The 267-nt window shown below is 41.2% G+C and carries 1 protein-coding gene; it reads right to left on the bottom strand.

The window, feature by feature from the left end; all coding sequences use genetic code 11:
- Positions 1–267 (bottom strand): dihydropteroate synthase (locus tag RFW85_RS16275; protein ID WP_309171697.1); only part of this gene is annotated, 267 nt, incomplete at both ends.

The raw sequence follows: 267 nt of genomic DNA, 5'->3' as shown, positions 1-267 counted from the left end.
TTTAAATTTTGCTGGGCATTTTTCGCAAAGCCAAATCCAGGATCAACAATAATATTGTGCTTTTTTACCCCAGCAGCCAAAGCCTCATCAATACGCTGTTGCAACTCTTGCATCACATCGAGTGTTACATCAGTGTACTGATCCAACTGATTCATTGTCGTTGGTTCACCGCGCATATGCATAATTACTACAGGTATATCTAATTCTACGGCAGTTTTTAAAGCATTGGGACGTGTTAAGGCACGGACATCATTCCAGATATGTGCC

It is taken from the genome of Acinetobacter sp. 12966 (assembly GCF_031196995.1).
Classification (GTDB): domain Bacteria; phylum Pseudomonadota; class Gammaproteobacteria; order Pseudomonadales; family Moraxellaceae; genus Acinetobacter; species Acinetobacter geminorum.
Note: the sequence above shows the minus strand (reverse complement) of the source record. Positions and strands in the feature narration are given on the sequence as shown.